Source organism: Paenibacillus sp. 01T47 (assembly GCF_056398245.1).
Genome location: NZ_JBFTPA010000015.1, coordinates 57,220 through 72,081, shown reverse-complemented (window position 1 = coordinate 72,081; position 14,862 = coordinate 57,220). Strand labels below are relative to the sequence as shown.

The window sequence follows — 14,862 nt, the reverse complement described above, 5'->3', positions numbered from 1 at the left end:
ATGTTTCCCTTTTAGTATGATAAAAGGACGATTCGGATACTCATGCAAATTGAGGTAAAAAATAGAAAAAAACCAAACCGCCTTAAAGGGCGATTTGGTCTCGGATGGACTGCAATATTTTTTTCTCAAGCCGTGATACCTGTACTTGTGATATACCAAGCCTGCTCGCTACTTCGGATTGCGTTTTGTCACGGTAATACCGCAAATATACAATCAATCGTTCACGCTCGCTTAGACCTTCGATGGCTTCCACAAGCGCAAGCTTGTCAAACCACCGATCCTGAGATTCATCGGCTATTTGATCCATCAGCGTGATAGGGTCCCCGTCATTTTCAAACACAGTTTCGTGTATCGAAGTTGGCGGCTTATTCGCTTCTTGAGCGAATACAACATCCTCTGGGGTAATGCCCAGCCGCTCCGCAACCTCGCTAATGGTGGGCAATCGACCTAACGTTTTGGAAAGCTCATCCTTCATTTTGCGCACCTTATTGGCGGTTTCCTTAAGGGATCTGCTAACTTTCAACGTACCATCATCGCGTAAAAATCGCTGAATTTCCCCAATGATCATGGGAACTGCATAAGTTGAAAACTTAACATCATAAGACAAATCAAATTTGTCTACTGATTTAAGCAATCCTATGCAGCCGATTTGGAACAAATCATCGGGCTCATAACCACGATTGATGAACCGCTGCACGACTGACCAAACTAGCCGAATATTACACTGTACGAGTGTATCTCTTGCAAGCGTATCGCCGGACTGACTTAACGCAATAAGCCGCTTCACTTCCGCGTCATCCAAGTATGGCTGGGCCGTCTGCTTTAGATTGACATCCATGAGGTTCAACCCCTATACGCTAATTGTAGAGCGCTTTTTTCGATTCAATTCGTTTAAGCATTGCTACGCGTGTGCCGCCGTCTACCTGACTTGAAACCTCAAAACGATCCATAAAGTTTTCCATAATCGTGAAGCCCATTCCAGAGCGCTCAAGCTCAGGCTTCGACGTATAAAGCGGTTGACGAGCAAGCTCCAAATCTTCAATTCCGCGACCGTTATCCGAAACCGTTAAGGAAACCGAATCTCCTTCAATTCTTGCCTCTATTTTGACCTGACAAGTAGGATCGTTCTCGTAGCCATGTATAATCGCATTCGTTACAGCCTCGGACACAGCCGTTTTCAAATCATTCAGCTCCTCGAGCGTCGGATCCAGCTGTGACACAAATGCCGCTACCGCGATTCGTGCAAAGGCTTCGTTTTCCGATCGGGCGCTGAAGGAAAGCGTCATTTCATTGGAACCGTTCATGACACCACCTCCAAACTAGAAATTGCGGTACGTTCGTTTTCATGAATCGTCAGAATTTTGAACAGACCCGACATTTCGAATAGGCGATGAACATTCGGATTCACATCGCAGACGACCATTTTTCCACCCTTGCTCTTCACCTGCTTGTATCGGCCCAATATGACGCCTAGACCGGAGCTGTCCATGAACTGCAGCTCCTTCAAGCTAAGAATGACATGCTCGCTGTTACCGCGAAGTAGAGCCTCTTCCATCTTAAAGCGTACGACATCGGCAGTATGATGATCCAACTCGCCCCGAAGCCTTACGATCAGCACATTGCGGTATTGCTCCAATTCTGCTTGCAGACTCATTATGCTGTTCATCTCCTCTAGGTTTTTTCAAACACAAGCAAACGTCTTTGGCGTCTTTCGGACGCTAAGACAGCTTTGACGGTGAACCATAAGGCAAGTATAAGAAAACGATATACTTGCTTATCTATTAAGAAAGAATAGGTCATACCTATACCTCTCCTAACCTTTCACCGTGAAACGTGGACTGATCTGCGGTGAGTCAGGTTCAGCCGTTTACACTTGCCGAGATAGAACTAGCAATTCTCCAAAATGCTTCACGATTCCTGCATGCCGACAAAACTAGAAGCATACCGCTAACAGCTGACAAAAAACGAGTCGCTTTCAGACATAAAGTTTATGTGTTTGTTACGAAAATAGACCAGAGAAGGAACGCTTCAACAATTTCCACCAGCCTGCCCGTTCAATAGACAAGGGAGCATCCACATCAAATTCTTTGAGCACTTGATCGCCTTGATAGACAACAAGCTTTCCAATCGGTTGACCGATTTGAACTGGCGCCTTGAGCGGACCCGCAATTTTCAGCTCATAACGGATATCTTTAGTTGGACTGCCCTTTTTAAGCAGAACGCTGTACGCATGCTTAGCGACAAGCGGAAGTTCTGCGGCAGTGCCCTTCTCGATTTTCAGCGTCCCCATCGATTCGCCTTCTTTAATAATCGAGTGATTCATATACTGCGCGAACGTGTAATCGAACATTTGCGAAACTTCAGCATTTCTGGTTTTCGTATCCGGCTCTCCCATTACAACAGCAATGACCCGCATGTCATCACGCCTAGCTGTAGCCGAGAGGCAATATTTGGCTTCACTTGTGAAGCCAGTCTTCAAACCATCAGCGCCACTATAAAAACGTACTAGCTTATTCGTATTTACGAGCCAGAAAGGCTTCGCGGACGTCTTCCTTAAGTAATCCTGATAAAGCCCTGTATATTTGGTTACTTCCGAATGCTTTAACAACTCCCGCGACATCACCGCAATATCATGCGCCGATGAGAAATGATTGGCTACAGGCAGGCCGTTTGGGTTAGAAAACTGTGTATCGTTCATGCCAAGCTGCTGGGCCCGTTCATTCATCATCGTTACGAATTGCTGCTCTGTACCCGCAAGCTTCTCAGCCATAGCGACGGATGCATCATTGCCTGATGCGAGCGCTATGCCCTTAATCATATCGTCTACGGTCATTTCTTCTCCCGGCTCAAGAAAGATTTGAGAGCCGCCCATAGAAGCTGCGTATTCGCTCGTTTGTACCTTGTCTGTAAGTTTAATCTTGCCGTCATCAAGTGCCTCCATAATAAGCAGCAGCGTCATTATTTTGGTGATACTTGCAGGCGGTAGCTTATCATGGCTATTTTTTTCGTAAATAACCGTCCCGCTATCCGCATCCATAAGGATGGCAGAACGAGCTGAAGGTGCTAAATTAGCGTTAGAGGCCTGACTTTGCGGCGCAGGGGTCGGACCGGGAGCTGGTGTTGGCTCCACAGCAGCAAAAGCGGCTGTCGGCAGCACAAGCGCGAATGCAAGAATGATTATACAGAGCTTCATAGTACGATTTACCAACTAAATCTCCTCCTGTTCAAGTTTTGTGAAGCAAAACTCGCTTCGTAAGCATTTGCTTAGTTTTGAGAAGCAAAACTCGCTTCGTAAGCATTTGCTTAGTTTTGTGAAGCAAAACTCGCTTCGTAAGCATTCGCTTAGTTTTGAGAAGCAAAACTCACTTCGTAAGCATTCGCTTAGTTTTGAGAAGCAAAACTTGCTTCGTAAGCAATTGCTTAGTTTTGAGAAGCAAAACTTACTTCGTAAGTGTTCTAAGCTGCGCAATTCGCTTATATTTCTCTTTTTAGTGTTGACTCTTAAGTTGGAAATTATTCCATCAGCTAGAGTTAATTGAAACGCAAAAAAAACCGCCCCCAAATTGCGGAGCGGATTTCATAATAAAATATTTAATTATACCTAGTAATGCCTTCTGCTGTTATTACGGATAATAGCAATGGACGAGACAGCGGCTTCTCCGAAGATATCGTATATGCTTGCTTTACTCGCTCAGCAACTGCAAGTGTGGATTCATTTGATTCACGGACATGAAGCAGGGCAAGCGTATCACCAGCATTTACAGGATCTCCAAACTTCTTGCGAAGCGTGACTCCAACGGCGTAATCAATTGAAGCGTCGTATGTCGCCCTTCCTGCACCAAGCAGCATAGCGGCTATCCCCAGCTGTTCGGCTTCAATCGCGTTGACAAAACCAGAGTCCGAAGCTTTCACTTCTACAATGAAAGGAGCTTGCGGAAGCTTCGTTGGATCATCAACAATTGAAGCGTCCCCACCCTGTGCAGTAATAAATGCTTTGAACTTATCTAAAGCTGCTCCGCTTGCGATCTGATCACGTAGCAGCTGCTTCGCAGACTCCACAGAATCGGATTTCCCGCCTAAAATAACCATATGTGCCCCAAGCGTTAAACAAAGCTCTGTAAGATCCTCAGGGCCATTTCCTTTGAGCGTTTCAATTGATTCTTGTACTTCTAAAGCATTTCCGATCGCAAAGCCAAGCGGCTGATCCATATCACTTATAACAGCTGCCGTATTCCGTCCGACTTCTGTTCCGATATCTACCATCGCTTGCGCTAATTGCTCAGAATGCTCTAGCGTTTTCATAAATGCTCCACTGCCTGTTTTGACATCAAGCACGATGGCATTAGCGCCTGCAGCAATTTTTTTGCTCATTACTGAGCTTGCGATAAGTGGAATGGACTCTACTGTAGCGGTAACATCACGAAGGGCATATAGCTTCTTATCCGCTGGCGCAAGATTTCCGCTCTGCCCTATGACGGATAAACCAATATCGTTCACCTGTGTCATAAATTTCTCGCGTGAGAGCTCCGTACGAAAGCCTTCAATGGATTCCAGCTTATCAATCGTGCCGCCAGTGTGGCCTAAGCCTCGACCGGACATTTTGGCAACAGGAATGCCTACGGATGCGACTAATGGCGCAAGGATCAAAGTTGTTTTATCCCCCACGCCTCCTGTGCTATGTTTATCGACTTTAATTCCGCTAATAGGACCAAGATCGACCTGATCGCCTGAATTAGCCATTGCAAGCGTTAAAGCTGCTGTTTCTCTAGGCGTCATCCCTTGAAAAAAAACAGCCATCGCCCATGCTGACAGCTGATAATCCGGGATATCGCCACGAGAATAACCATCAATTAAAAAAGTTAACTCCGAAGCGGTCAGCTCGCCGCCATCTCTTTTCTTCTGTATAAGATCTACCGACCGCATTTGTCCCTCTCCATTCACCATTACGTTGTTGATCCGTTATAAAGCGCGTCGCTCCCTCTGCACCTGGACAATAATCTCATCTAAAGTCTGGCTTAGTACAAGCACGTCCAAGTGCTGAAGGCTTTCATTCAATAGAGCTGCTTCTATCATTTTTTTACGCAACTGCTCCATCTGCGTGAGAACTTGCTTGTCCATGTCATTGTCCACTCCATCTTTCTTTGATCATGGACATTATACGACGAAACGTAAAAAAAACACTGTCATATTGAGTCGACGAATATATTACAATTGTGTTACGAATTTGTTACATTTTCGCAATCAATGCATTAACTAGACCCAAAAATTGGGACTTGACACGTTCAGTCGTTTCCATAACTTCTCCATGCGACAGCGGTTGATCCAAAATACCCGCTGCCATATTGCTAATACACGATATTCCGATGACCTCAATCTCTGAATGACGCGCTGCAATGACTTCGGCAACAGTCGACATTCCGACAGCATCAGCTCCAAGAACCCGCAGCATTCGAATTTCTGCTGGTGTCTCATAAGTTGGTCCAAGCAAACCTGCATACACACCTTCACGAAGTGTAAAGCCTTGCTCTTTTGCAATATCTCTTGCAACAGCACGCAGACGCTTGCTGTATGCCTCCGACATATCTGGGAACCTTACGCCAAGCTCGTTGTCATTTGGTCCGATTAACGGATTTTTGCCAGTCATATTCAAATGGTCTGAAATCAACATTAGGTTGCCTGCTTCATAATCCATATTGACTCCACCAGCTGCATTGGTAACAAGCAATGTCTTCACACCTAGCGCCTTCATGACACGTACAGGAAATGCCGTTAGTTCCGGACCATAACCTTCATACATATGAAAACGACCGCGCATCAGCAATACCGTTCTGCCCGAAAGTGTACCAATGAGCAGCTCGCCCGCATGTCCTTCAACAGTGGAAATTGGGAAATGAGGAATATCATGATATTGAATCGTAATCGCATTTTCCAAATAGTCTCCAAGCACGCCAAGTCCCGAACCCATAATCAAACCAATTTCCGGTCTTTGCTCTGTTTGAGCCTCGATATATTGTGCTGCTTCCTTAATGTTTGCTGCTGTTAGTCCTGCCGAAGTAATTGTTGTCATTCTATTTCCTCCTAAAAGTATGTTCATAAAACGATTTGTACCCAATTGTAAAAAAAATTATTTTTGTTCCCGTGTAATAAGCTCAGACAGGAAGCTGGTTCCGTTAGGTGGTGCTGCAACACCAAAATTATCGGCTATTGTTGCTCCAAGATCAGAGAACGTAGAACGTACTTGGAGAGGCCCTGGCTCGTTAAAAGCAGGACTCACGAGCAATATTGGTACGTATTCACGAGTATGGTCTGTACCTGGATGTACGGGGTCATTGCCATGGTCCGCTGTCACGATAAGCAAGTCTCGCTCGCCAAGCTGTTTCTCAAGCAAAGGAATTGCTACGTCGAACTCTTCCAAAGCGGAGGCGTAGCCAATTGGATCGCGGCGATGGCCATAAAGCGAGTCGAAATCTACAAGGTTCGTGAACAGAAGGCCTTTAAAAGGCTGCTTCAGTTGTTCGATCGTTTTGTCGATGCCGTCCGCATTGCTTTTGGTCGGAGTAGAAGCTGTAATGCCTTCTCCGTCAAAAATATCATTGATTTTCCCAATTGCAATGGAATCGAAACCAGCGTCCTTCAACGCATTCAATACTGTTGGCTGTGGAGGCTTCACCGCGTAATCATGACGATTAGGCGTTCGTTTAAAAGCGCCTGGCTCGCCAATATAAGGTCTTGCGATGACGCGCCCTACTGTGAAGCGCTCGTCCATTGTCAGCTCTCTTGCTATTTCACAAGCGCGGTAGAGCTCCTCGAGCGGAATGATGTCTTCATGCGCAGCAATTTGAAATACACTATCAGCTGATGTATATACAATCCATGCGCCAGTTTCCATTTGCTCGGCACCCAGCTCATCGAGTATGTCTGTACCGCTTGCTGGTTTGTTTCCAATGACTTTACGGCCTGTTCGCTCCTCGAAAGGAGTAAGCAGCTCAGGAGGAAAACCGTCCGGAAACGTTTGAAATGGCACTGTCATTTCTAGCCCCATAAGCTCCCAGTGACCAGTCATCGTATCCTTGCCCACGGACACCTCAGCCATTTTACCATAATATGCTGCGGGAGCTTCTGCAGATGGACTCCAATCATGGATGCTCGCTATTCGATCAAGCCCCCATCTTCTAAGATTCGGAAGCTGCGTTGACGGTGCTTTTTCTATGATATGGCCTAGCGTATGTGAGCCAAGATCACCGAATGCCTCAGCATCTGGCAGTTCACCTATTCCAACGCTATCCAATACGATTACTGTTATTCGATCAAATCTCATATGTATGACTACCTCCTCTGTAATTGGGATTTATCGATGTCGACCTTTGTTAAGCACGCGGATGAGCTCGAGAATAAACTTCTTTCATTCGCTCATTGGACACTTTAGTATACTTGAGCGTAGATGATATATCCGCATGTCCAAGCAATTCCTGAACAGAACGAATATCCGCTCCGTTATCGAGTAAATGTGCTGCTACGGAATGTCTAAGCGTATGTGGCGTAATCTCTTCTTCAATCCCAGCTTCCTTCGCGTACTTCTTTATCGTCTTCCAAAATCCTTGTCTTGTCAAACGTGTTCCTAAATGATTTAGAAACAACGCCGATTCAGACGCTCTTTCTGTCAGCAATTCATCACGGCCATATTGCAAATAGTCTACAATTGCCTCCGAAGCTAATTTCCCGAAAGGAACAAGTCGTTCCTTTTGGCCTGTACCCATACATTGAATAAATTCTAGCTGCATATTAACATGCTCAATATTAAGCGAGACAAGCTCCGACACTCTTATTCCTGTTGCATAAATGAGCTCCAGCATGGCTTTGTCACGTTTGCCGGCTGCACTTGAGCAATTCGGCGTCTCAAGCAGCTTATTCGTCACAGAAACGCTTAATATGCTTGGCGGCTTCTTCTCCTGCTTTGGGGCCTCCATATAGATAGACGGATTGCTTTGAATAACGTCCTCTGCGAGAAGAAAATGAAAAAATGCTCGTACTGACACGATGTGCCTGGATAACGTAGCGGCTTTCCTACCCTGTTCCTTCAAGTGGAGCATATACCTCGACATGTGATGCCGCTTCACAGCAGTAAGCTCTGTCAAGCCTTGCTGGTCAATATAAGCTATAAATTGATTCAAATCCCGCTCATATGAAGAAAGCGTATTTGCTGACAAACCTCGTTCTACCTGCAAATGTTGAATGTAGCGATTTAAATGAGCCTTCATTGGACTTCCTTTCACATAAGACACCATTCTAACATGCTTTTCTACAAAAATATTCAACATTCGACTCTATTAATCCTGCTTGAGATCGTTTATCTGCACAACCTTAACAATCCTTTACTCTCCATACCAATAAAACCAGCGAAGCCGATCGGCAGCATCTTTACTGTCTGGTGAATTAGGGTCCGTCACAAAAACCTTCATGGCATGCCCTTTAGGCTCACGATAAGGATGGATGGGTGAAATCGCGTCGGCAAGCCAGCGATAGCCCCCTGTGACGACAAAAAGCAAAACTACAAAAACAAAAATAAAGAAAATACGGCTCGTCCATCTCCGTATCGAGAAAACCATGTAAACCAGCCTCCTTCATTAGCCGATACGTTGTCACTTGTCCATCCGTATCACCATATGAGGAGGCAGGTTCTATTATGTCAATCATCCTTCAATTGCTCGTAAGGAACGTTATTCAACAAATTCTCTATTGGCACATAAGGCTGATTGGTCGCTGTAGCAACCGGCTTATACGTTACTTTACCTGCATGAGTATTCACGCCTTTTTGCAGCGGCAAGCTTTTTTGAACAGCGTTCATGCCATTATTCGCCAAATCAAGCGCATAGGAGCTCGTTACGTTCGTTAAAGCGATAGTCGACGTCCGCGGCACTGCGCCTGGTATATTAGCAACGGCATAATGAACGACCCCATGCTTCATATAAATTGGATCTTTATGCGTTGTCGGCCGGTCTACCGTTGCAATCGATCCGCCTTGGTCGACTGCTACATCGACGATTACTGCACCTTTTTTCATACTTTGTACCATCGGTTCTGTTACCAAATGTGGTGCGCGTGCACCTGGAATAAGAACTGCCCCTATAAGCAAATCTGCTTTTGCAACAGCTTCTGCAATATGATACGGACTCGACATCAGCGTATGAATTCTTCCGCCAAAAATATCATCCAAATATCTCATACGATCGGCACTTTTCTCCAAAATAACTACATTTGCACCCATCCCCAGCGCAATTTTCGCCGCATTCGTCCCTACGATTCCGCCACCAATAATGACGACCTCTGCTGGTGGAACGCCTGGAACCCCGCCGAGCAGCACCCCTCTTCCACCGTTAAACGCTTCTAAAAACTGCGCACCTACCTGCACTGACATTCTGCCTGCCACTTCACTCATCGGTGTAAGCAGCGGCAGGCTGCCGTTTGCAAGTTGTATCGTCTCATAAGCGATACCAGTCACTCCACTGTCCACGAGCGCTTTCGTTAAGTCAGGGGCTGCGGCCAAATGCAAGTACGTAAACAGCAACAAGCCTTCGCGAAAATAACCGAACTCCTCAAAAAGAGGCTCTTTCACCTTCATAATCATTTCCGCACGCGTCCATACCTCTGCTGCGGTCCCAACGATCTCAGCACCTTCATGCTCGTAATCGCTGTCTTCAAAACCACTGCCGCTGCCCGCTCCTGTTTCTACAAGCACTTTATGCCCAGCTCCTGACAACATCGTAACGCCAGCCGGAGTTAAGGCAACACGGTACTCGCTTTGTTTAATTTCTTTTGGTACGCCTACAATCATGCCCATTTCCTCCTCTAAAGCTTTGTGATTGTTGATGCTTAAATAACCGCTTTCTATGTTGTATGAGAGTTCGGCATGGAATGATCGTCCTTTCCGTGAACTTCACAGCAAAATATATGTAGAACATAAGCTTCATTTCTATACTTTGTTATATTTCGAAAAATATGTGTCAAAGTGACAAGTACCCATACCGAAATACGTCCTATCCCATAGACTGAAAAAGGAATTGCTTGATTAGGGGGTTCTAGGTCCATTGTCAAAATTAAAAGGTATATTTAAAACCTGTATTTCTTGTAAATCGTCACAAAACACCAATCGGAAGCTAATAACACTCCAATCAGCTAAATCCTATAAACGCTGTCTTCGGCATCTCAAACAACTCGGAATTACCCCGTTCAAAACCGTCTCAAAAAGCCGAATCATTGGTTGTCATTTTCATAAAAACTCGTCTTTACAGTCACTCTTGAATCTTCCACAAGTTAAGCTTGTCGAAAAAGATTTCAAAATCCGCGCTCACGGCCTTCGCAATAATAATACTAGGAAACACAGATATGCAATGCCCCTGCTCACGCCAGCTACAATACCCGCAATTTTGCCATGGAATGTTATTCGAGTAAAAGCACCCGAAGCATGGGCTAGAACACGGGGAAAATCCATTAATGTCGCTATCCTCGACACAGGAATCGCCAATCATCCCGAATTGAATATCGCTGGCGGGATTAACACAATCAACGGCGGTTCTTACGCTGACGATAATGGTCATGGCACCCATGTGGCAGGCATCGTCGCAGCAACGGGTAGAGCAGGCAAATCATTGGGTACCGCTCCTGAGGTGAATTTATATGCAGTTAAAGCGCTGAATGAGGACGGAGAAGGATTTGTTTCGGATATTATTGAGGGTATCCATTGGTGTGTCAAAAACCGCATGAATGTCATAAATATGAGCTTTGGCGTGCTCGGCTCAGAAAGCAGCGATACGCTGCACAACGCAATAAAACGAGCAGCGAAGCAAGGCATCGTCATCGTTGCATCAGCCGGCAATGAAGGTCGTTCAAACGGAGCAATTGATGAACCGGCATCTTTTAAAGAGACGATAGCGGTAGCGGCTACGACAAAAGCAAATAAAATAGCTACTTTCAGCAGCAGAGGCAGCGGGATCTCCGTTTCAGCCCCCGGCGAAAATATATTATCCACATGGCTTGGCGGTAAATACGAAAAGCTCTCCGGCACTAGTATGGCTTCACCTCATGTTGCAGGCGGAGCAGCCTTGCTGCTTGCAGGAAAACCTGGACTTAGTCCCTACGCGGTAAAAACAAGGCTGCAAAAAAAAGCGCTGAAGCTGAACAATTATAGTTCGCTTGCACAAGGTGCTGGATTAATGCAGCTTGATCATATTTTTAAAGCTTAATAGAATGCCAAAACGGCTTGCCGTCCAGTTATGCTGGGCAGCCAAGCCGTTTATGATTGATTCTCATTTGGGTTTGCAAGGTCGTTTTTCTCTTTGCATCGATGACAAATGCCTTGAAAATCAAGGCGATGATCGAGCACAAAAAATCCGTATTCCTGCTCTAGCCTCTCTTCTAAAGGCAAAAGCCAGTCTTCCTTGATTTCATCCATAGTTCCACATTGTACACATATGAGGTGATGGTGGTGATGTTTATTGCTGTCCGTACGAAGATCGTACCGCGCTACCCCGTCGCCAAAATTCAATTTTTCGACAACATGCATTTCACTAAGCAATTCCAATGTCCGATAAACCGTTGCAAGTCCGATTTCTGGAGCTTTATCCTTAACTAGCATAAATACATCTTCAGCGCTAAGATGGTCATCTTCATTTTCAAGTAAAACTCGTACCGTTGCTTCGCGCTGCGGGGTTAATTTGTAGCCCTGCGACTGCAACTGTTGTTTAATCTTATCAATCCGGGCTTCCATGATTTCCCCCCTACCACATGACTGCGCCTTTTTCAGGAAAGGTTTCCTCTCATTATAGGGGCTAACATGCCGTAAAGTCAAACATTTTGGTGTCAGATTGTGGCGCTAACGGACGCGAGAATGGGCGAAACCCAACTGATTAATGTTGGTGAAATATAAGCCTCTAACAAAGCTGCTCCTGCAAAAAGAAATAGCATCAGCACAGCTGTTGATGTAAACGAGCCCAACTCAGGCGCAAGTTCCCCCTTTTGCCTGAGGAGCCTATTTTTGATAACGAACATGGAGAAGGATATTGCAGCAGCACTCATGATAACCATTGCCGGTATTGCAATAATATTCTGAGGGGCGATGGAGACCAGCGAAAACAGTACTCCCTTCCATGCATATTGATTGATCAGCGTCCCTACCGAAAACCCAACTAATGCCCCTTTCAAGAAATTAAGCGCGAGCACTCCCGGTATGCCAATCACCGTAATTCCGAGCAGCCATAGTACAAGCAGCCACTTGCTATGGAAAAAAAACCGATCCCAAAACGAATCCGCAGCTCCAGAACCGATGCCCTGATTGATCAACTGAACATATTGATCTACATCTTGAGCTAGATCCTGCTGCTGCTCCAGCGTCAGTGCATTGACCATCAATGCGCCGAAAATGACACCTACGATAAAAAGAACCGACACAAAAACGTATAACGACAATTGATTTTTGGCCATGGTCACCGGACCTTTCGGAGTTGTTTGACCCCGCCCTAAAAATAGGGCCTTACTTTTAGATAGACCGCTACTTACTCAAAAGCTTTTCGAACCCACCCAAACCCTCCCTTCCAAGGGAGGGCCCCAAGGGTTGCACCCTCTGGACACCCGCAACTCGACTAACGTTGGCGATACTCTGTGTGGATATGCTTGGCTTACTGTGGAGCGCTTTCGTCCCTGCGGGACACGCTGGAAGTTTGTGATTTCATTACATGCTGCCCAATACTCGTTTTGAGCTACTTCAAAACTTTTAAAGCCTTCTAACATCAATTAAATCCTTTAAAATCATTTTAAAGAATAGCAGTAATGACTTTTTTGCATCGACTTTTTAAGTTAAAAGCTTTTCGAACCCACCCATACCCTCCCTTCCAAGGGAGGGCCCCAAGGGTTGCACCCTCTGGACACCCGCAATTTGACTAACGTTGGAGATAATCTGTGCATATATGTTTGGCTTACTGTGGAGCGCTTTCGTCCCTGCGGGACACGCTGGAAGTTTGTGATTGCATTGCATGCTGCTCAATTCTCGTTTTGAGCTGCTTCGTAACCTTTAGAACCTTTAAAAAGTTTAGTAGCAATGATTTGTCGCATACTTTTTTTTTAGATTTTAGTTAGAACCCTTACAAACACACCCTTCCAGGGAAGAGCTTCAGGTTGCACCCGCAGGTCACCAGTAACTCGACAAACGTTGGCGATACTCTGTGATGGAACACTTGGTTTAAGGTGGAGCGCTTTCGTCCTTACTAGACACACTTGGAGATTGTCAGTTTCATTAGTTAGTTATTTAGTTTAGTTACAAACATATAGCCATATAGTAGAAAATTTAAAGGAATTTCAATATTATTGAAAACCAAGTTTCAATTTTGGGTGTTTTTTTATAATTTGCGCTGATTATAACAATATAAATTTATGCTTCTAGAAATTGAGATCGATCAATGAAGCTCTAGATGCTAACGGACATTAGATACCCTATTTAGCTATTTTCCACCTTTTTTCTGATCTTACGGACATAGGATCTCTTATTTAGGTTTGAAAGCTTCGATTATGCTCCTTTTCATCCAAATAACGGAACTCATGTCCGTTAGTAGTCGGTTTTGGTCGATTTCTTCACAAATAACGGCTTTCATGTCCGTTAAGAGCGCATTTAACGACGCAAAAGCAGCCTTGATATACACAATGAACCTTGCAGGGCTAAATACGAGAAGTGCGTCCCAAAAAGTAAAAGAACCACCGCAAACCAAAAAACTAACACTCAAAAAAAAATATAAGAGCAATTAAATACAAAAAAACAATAAGCCAAAATTAGAAATATACAGTTTACGGTTCTAGAGTTCTGCAGTTCTAGAGTTCTGCAGTTCTAGAGTTTACAGAGTTACAATTGTACAAATTTAAAGATTTAAAGATTTAAAGATCTACAATCCACAAATCTAACGTCCCGGAACTCCAGAGATTCACTGCTCTATAGCTCTACAGATCTACCGTTCCAGATTTCCAGAGTTCCATAGCTCTACTGTTCTAAAGATCTGCATCTCTGCTTCTCTACAGCTCCACGAATGTACATCTCTACAGTTACACAACTCTACATTCCTATAAATTTAAAAAATCACTAAATTACCCAAGGGGTTGTCTTACTTTTCATTATATGAGGGGTTTGAGAGAGGTATGACGGGTATGTTGTGGGAAGACAGGGTCGGTTAGAACCGACCTGTCAAAGTGTATAGTTTCCAAGCGTAGACGGCTAGGATCGTTTTGGCGTCGCTAATACGGCCTTCTTGGATATAGGCTTCAGCTTGCTCGAGAGTGATGGCTTCGACCTTCAAGTCTTCATCGTCGTCAGGATTGATTACGCCCTGCTCCACTTTATCAGTGAAATAAATATATAGCTTCTCATCTGCAAACCCTGGTGATGTATAGAAAGCGCTTAGGAGAGTCAAATCATCAGAGCGGTAACCCGTCTCTTCTTCAAGCTCACGAGCTGCTGCTGTCATCGGGTCTTCGCCTGGATCAAGCTTGCCAGCAGGAATCTCGATTTGGAATTTTTCCAGCGGCTTGCGAAATTGCTCCACTACAAGCAGCTTTCCATCCAAAAGCGCCATAACTGCTGCTGCTCCCGGGTGTTTGACGATTTCTCTAGTTGCTGTTCTGCCGTCTGCAAGCGTGACGGTATCAACCTGCAGCGTAATCATTTTACCTTCAAAAATTGGCTCTGTCTTAATCGTTTCCTCACGCCACAACTCAGCTCTTTGCTGCTCTTCCACTCGTATTCGCTCCTTTAAATTGAATTTGATACTTTCGCATAACTTGTCCTGCCTCTGCATAACTATCATTATATCAAATCGACAGGGGAGA

Annotated in this window: 15 protein-coding genes; 1 reads left to right on the top strand and 14 read right to left on the bottom strand. The window is 44.9% G+C overall.

The genetic code is table 11. The features are described from left to right. Positions 1 to 82: 82 nt before the first annotated feature. The 11 genes from sigF to ald all read right to left on the bottom strand — a co-directional run bounded on the left by sigF (position 83) and on the right by ald (position 9,832). Complete coding sequence (gene sigF, locus AC1DOV_RS24640; protein ID WP_054024324.1) at positions 83 to 838, bottom strand: RNA polymerase sporulation sigma factor SigF; 756 nt, start codon at positions 836 to 838, stop codon at positions 83 to 85. Positions 839 to 857: 19 nt separating this feature from the next. After that, positions 858 to 1,304, bottom strand: coding sequence for an anti-sigma F factor (spoIIAB, locus tag AC1DOV_RS24635; RefSeq protein ID WP_076271392.1), 447 nt, complete (start codon positions 1,302 to 1,304; stop codon positions 858 to 860). Then, positions 1,301 to 1,654, bottom strand: a complete 354-nt coding sequence (gene spoIIAA / locus AC1DOV_RS24630; protein ID WP_076271393.1) for an anti-sigma F factor antagonist — start codon at positions 1,652 to 1,654, stop codon at positions 1,301 to 1,303. The genes spoIIAB and spoIIAA overlap by 4 nt, the downstream gene beginning before the upstream one ends. 345 nt (positions 1,655 to 1,999) lie before the next feature. Further along, entirely contained in the window at positions 2,000 to 3,193 is a 1,194-nt protein-coding gene (locus AC1DOV_RS24625; protein WP_441883519.1) for a D-alanyl-D-alanine carboxypeptidase family protein, read from the bottom strand. Between the two features lie 398 nt (positions 3,194 to 3,591). Continuing rightward, positions 3,592 to 4,923, bottom strand: coding sequence for a pyrimidine-nucleoside phosphorylase (locus AC1DOV_RS24620; RefSeq protein WP_441883335.1), 1,332 nt, complete (start codon positions 4,921 to 4,923; stop codon positions 3,592 to 3,594). A 36-nt stretch (positions 4,924 to 4,959) separates the two neighbouring features. Further along, positions 4,960 to 5,118, bottom strand: coding sequence for an aspartyl-phosphate phosphatase Spo0E family protein (locus AC1DOV_RS24615; RefSeq protein WP_083682665.1), 159 nt, complete (start codon positions 5,116 to 5,118; stop codon positions 4,960 to 4,962). A 109-nt stretch (positions 5,119 to 5,227) separates the two neighbouring features. After that, entirely contained in the window at positions 5,228 to 6,067 is an 840-nt protein-coding gene (locus AC1DOV_RS24610; RefSeq protein ID WP_076271395.1) for a purine-nucleoside phosphorylase, read from the bottom strand. A 57-nt stretch (positions 6,068 to 6,124) separates the two neighbouring features. Continuing rightward, positions 6,125 to 7,318: a phosphopentomutase gene (deoB, locus tag AC1DOV_RS24605; protein ID WP_477551295.1), complete on the bottom strand. Its 1,194-nt coding sequence runs from the start codon at positions 7,316 to 7,318 to the stop codon at positions 6,125 to 6,127. Between the two features lie 49 nt (positions 7,319 to 7,367). Then, positions 7,368 to 8,258, bottom strand: coding sequence for a site-specific tyrosine recombinase XerD (gene xerD / locus AC1DOV_RS24600; protein WP_477551321.1), 891 nt, complete (start codon positions 8,256 to 8,258; stop codon positions 7,368 to 7,370). A gap of 114 nt (positions 8,259 to 8,372) precedes the next feature. Next, positions 8,373 to 8,606, bottom strand: coding sequence for a DUF4227 family protein (locus AC1DOV_RS24595; protein ID WP_054024318.1), 234 nt, complete (start codon positions 8,604 to 8,606; stop codon positions 8,373 to 8,375). Positions 8,607 to 8,686: 80 nt separating this feature from the next. Beyond that, positions 8,687 to 9,832, bottom strand: coding sequence for an alanine dehydrogenase (gene ald / locus AC1DOV_RS24590; RefSeq protein WP_477551294.1), 1,146 nt, complete (start codon positions 9,830 to 9,832; stop codon positions 8,687 to 8,689). A gap of 556 nt (positions 9,833 to 10,388) precedes the next feature. Here ald and AC1DOV_RS24585 point away from each other — a divergent pair. Next, positions 10,389 to 11,240 (top strand): S8 family peptidase, encoded by an 852-nt coding sequence (locus AC1DOV_RS24585; RefSeq protein WP_477551293.1) that lies wholly within the window; start codon positions 10,389 to 10,391, stop codon positions 11,238 to 11,240. A 50-nt stretch (positions 11,241 to 11,290) separates the two neighbouring features. Here AC1DOV_RS24585 and fur read toward each other — a convergent pair whose 3' ends face one another. The 3 genes from fur to AC1DOV_RS24570 all read right to left on the bottom strand — a co-directional run bounded on the left by fur (position 11,291) and on the right by AC1DOV_RS24570 (position 14,777). Next, entirely contained in the window at positions 11,291 to 11,764 is a 474-nt protein-coding gene (gene fur, locus AC1DOV_RS24580; RefSeq protein WP_339203330.1) for a ferric iron uptake transcriptional regulator, read from the bottom strand. 92 nt (positions 11,765 to 11,856) lie between these two features. Next, on the bottom strand, positions 11,857 to 12,477 hold the full coding sequence (spoIIM, locus tag AC1DOV_RS24575; RefSeq protein WP_477551292.1) for a stage II sporulation protein M: 621 nt from the start codon (positions 12,475 to 12,477) through the stop codon (positions 11,857 to 11,859). Between the two features lie 1,730 nt (positions 12,478 to 14,207). Then, positions 14,208 to 14,777, bottom strand: a complete 570-nt coding sequence (locus AC1DOV_RS24570) for an NUDIX hydrolase (protein WP_430058061.1) — start codon at positions 14,775 to 14,777, stop codon at positions 14,208 to 14,210. Positions 14,778 to 14,862: the final 85 nt, after the last annotated feature.

What these genes read in the sequence shown, in the direction of transcription:
- sigF (WP_054024324.1), bottom strand. Translation starts at nt 838, where the DNA reads ATGGATGTCAATCTAAAGCAGACGGCCCAGCCATACTTGGATGACGCG.
- spoIIAB (WP_076271392.1), bottom strand. Translation starts at nt 1,304, where the DNA reads ATGAACGGTTCCAATGAAATGACGCTTTCCTTCAGCGCCCGATCGGAA.
- spoIIAA (WP_076271393.1), bottom strand. Translation starts at nt 1,654, where the DNA reads ATGAGTCTGCAAGCAGAATTGGAGCAATACCGCAATGTGCTGATCGTA.
- AC1DOV_RS24625 (WP_441883519.1), bottom strand. Translation starts at nt 3,193, where the DNA reads ATGAAGCTCTGTATAATCATTCTTGCATTCGCGCTTGTGCTGCCGACA.
- AC1DOV_RS24620 (WP_441883335.1), bottom strand. Translation starts at nt 4,923, where the DNA reads ATGCGGTCGGTAGATCTTATACAGAAGAAAAGAGATGGCGGCGAGCTG.
- AC1DOV_RS24615 (WP_083682665.1), bottom strand. Translation starts at nt 5,118, where the DNA reads ATGGACAAGCAAGTTCTCACGCAGATGGAGCAGTTGCGTAAAAAAATG.
- AC1DOV_RS24610 (WP_076271395.1), bottom strand. Translation starts at nt 6,067, where the DNA reads ATGACAACAATTACTTCGGCAGGACTAACAGCAGCAAACATTAAGGAA.
- deoB (WP_477551295.1), bottom strand. Translation starts at nt 7,318, where the DNA reads ATGAGATTTGATCGAATAACAGTAATCGTATTGGATAGCGTTGGAATA.
- xerD (WP_477551321.1), bottom strand. Translation starts at nt 8,258, where the DNA reads ATGAAGGCTCATTTAAATCGCTACATTCAACATTTGCAGGTAGAACGA.
- AC1DOV_RS24595 (WP_054024318.1), bottom strand. Translation starts at nt 8,606, where the DNA reads ATGGTTTTCTCGATACGGAGATGGACGAGCCGTATTTTCTTTATTTTT.
- ald (WP_477551294.1), bottom strand. Translation starts at nt 9,832, where the DNA reads ATGATTGTAGGCGTACCAAAAGAAATTAAACAAAGCGAGTACCGTGTT.
- AC1DOV_RS24585 (WP_477551293.1), top strand. Translation starts at nt 10,389, where the DNA reads ATGCCCCTGCTCACGCCAGCTACAATACCCGCAATTTTGCCATGGAAT.
- fur (WP_339203330.1), bottom strand. Translation starts at nt 11,764, where the DNA reads ATGGAAGCCCGGATTGATAAGATTAAACAACAGTTGCAGTCGCAGGGC.
- spoIIM (WP_477551292.1), bottom strand. Translation starts at nt 12,477, where the DNA reads ATGGCCAAAAATCAATTGTCGTTATACGTTTTTGTGTCGGTTCTTTTT.